Origin of the sequence: Pseudoalteromonas sp. PS5 (assembly GCF_004103255.1) — a bacterium.
GTDB classification, from domain to species: domain Bacteria; phylum Pseudomonadota; class Gammaproteobacteria; order Enterobacterales; family Alteromonadaceae; genus Pseudoalteromonas; species Pseudoalteromonas peptidolytica.
In genome coordinates this window covers 1-2402 of sequence record NZ_RCSQ01000177.1, presented here as the reverse complement: position 1 = coordinate 2402, position 2402 = coordinate 1, and the positions used below count along the sequence as shown (strand labels likewise).

The window sequence follows — 2402 nt, the reverse complement described above, 5'->3', positions numbered from 1 at the left end:
CTATTGGCGCACCGGGTGAGTTGTATATTTCAGGTCTTGGGGTTGCCCGCGGTTACTTAAATCGCCCTGAGCTTAATGCCGAGCGCTTTATTGATAACCCGTTTAGTCATGACCCCGGCCATAACAAACTCTACAAAACCGGTGACCTTGCCCGTTTCCTAGACAACGGCGACTTGGTGTATCTCGGTCGTAACGATGAGCAGGTAAAAATCCGTGGTTATCGCGTTGAATTAGGCGAAATTGCCGCTGCCATTGCCAATCAGCAAGGCGTACAAAACGCCGTAGTGATTGATGTACCTGCACCGCAAGGCAAAGCATTAGCCGCCTACCTTGTTGCAGAGTCTACCTTTGAAATTACCGAGTTAAAGCTTGCCTTAAGTGCTGTATTACCAGAGTACATGGTGCCCAGTCACTTTATCCTAGTTGAACATATTCCACTCACCGGTAACGGCAAGCTTGACCGTAAGGCTCTGCCCGCACCAGAGCTTCAAGCCGATAACCTCTATGTGGCACCGCGCAATGCTTTAGAAACCCAGCTTTGTGAGATTTGGCAACAGGTACTTGGTCTTGAGCAAGTGGGCATTGAAGATAATTTCTTCCAAATCGGCGGCGACTCTATCTCAGCTATCCGGTTGATGAATGCGTGTAACAAGGAGCTGGATTTAAACATCCCAATTTCGGCTTTGTTTGAGCATACCCATATTGCCGCAATCGTCGACAACCTAGAAACACTGAGCGCCGATATCGAGATCAAAGCAGACTCGGGATCACAACAAGAACAAACTAATAGCATGAGGATTTAGCCATGTTGTCATTGCTCGCTGAACTCAAAGATCACAATCTATCAATCTGGTTGCAAGATGGCGGACTAGAGCTGTCATTTGGCGCACAAGCGCCAGATGCAGCGCTTGTTGCAAAGTTAAAATCAAACAAAACGCAGTTAATGGATTACCTTGAAGCAAAAGCAATTTTTTCAAAGGATGCGTTTAACACATTACCTGAATTAAACCGCTATCCGCTTTCGTTTGCGCAAGAGCGGTTACTCTTTATCGAACGCTTAGAAAATGGCACCAGCGCTTATCATATTCCCTTTTTGGTGAGACTCTCTGAGCACACCGAACTGACACATTTAGCAAACGCGCTAAATATCGTGTTAGATAGACATCAAGTACTTCGTAGTGTCTATCGTCAAGACAAGCAAGGCCATGACTATCAAGAGGTATTGAGCGCCAGTATTGATATTGCGCCGAGCTCAGTGGCTGACTTAGCGGCGCTTAATGCGGCTGTGAAAAAAGCGATCAGTACACCATTTAACTTAGCTGATGAGCCTATGTTTAAGGTTTGCTGTTGGACGTTGGGCGCTGAACGTTACGTGCTATTTATGTGGCATCACATTGCGTTTGATGGTTGGTCTACAGAAATCTTTATGCGTGAACTACATCAAGCCTATTTTATGCTAGCTTCAGGCAAAGCGCCTGAGCTACCAACGCTTGAGTTACAGTACAAGGATTACGCCAAATGGCAGCGCGAGTACCTCAGCGGCGATGCCTTAACTACGCTTTTAGAGCACTGGACTGAGGCGCTCTCAGGCGCTGAGCAGCTCGAATTACACTCACCCCTACCACGGCCAAAGGAATACCAATATCGCGGTGCGGATCATCGTATTCATTTGGGTAAGGGAAGAAGCGAAGCCTTAAAGACCATTGCCAAAACGCAGCAAACCAGTCTTTATGTAGTACTGCTCAGCAGTTGGGCGTTAACATTACAAGCAACCAGCGGTCAGTCAAACTTAGTCATTGGTACGCCGTCTGACAACCGTCATCTAAGTCAGACACAAAATCTTATTGGCTTTTTGGTCAATAGCTTAGCCCTGCCAGTTCATATTGATAGCGCACTCGACTTTAATGCCTTAGTGCAACAAGTGCACCAAACCCTAAAAGCGGCCAAAGCACACCAAGATTTACCATTTGATAAATTGGTCGACGCCCTGAAATTACAACGAGATCCATCTCGCCATCCGCTATTTCAGATGATGTTTTCACTTGAGCAGTTTAAAAATAATAGTGATGACAATAGTCAACAGCTATTTACGCCTGTGGATGAGTCACAAATAAAAGCGCTCCATAAAGTCGCTAAGTTCGACATTAGTTTACTGCTACAAAATGGTGACGAAGAAGTATTTGGTGATATTAACTACGCCACCGCACTATTTCCCAGTGACTGGATCGCAACCCTTGCTGAGCGCTTTATTAATATTATCGATCAGGTAATCGCCAGAACCGCACAGCCACTTGCAAAAATAGCGCTACAAAATAAATTGGAAACTGACACACTCCGTACTTGGCACGACAACGCCGAGTCATTTACCAGCGATACAGATCTGGCAAGCATCGTGGAGCAGC

At 46.0% G+C, this 2402-nt stretch carries 2 protein-coding genes; both read left to right on the top strand.

What is annotated here, in order from left to right:
- Positions 1-803 (top strand): phosphopantetheine-binding protein (locus D9603_RS19040; RefSeq protein WP_153188201.1); only part of this gene is annotated, 803 nt, incomplete at its 5' end.
- Positions 804-805: 2 nt separating this feature from the next.
- On the top strand, positions 806-2402 hold a 1597-nt coding region (locus D9603_RS19035), incomplete at its 3' end, for a condensation domain-containing protein (protein ID WP_206644521.1).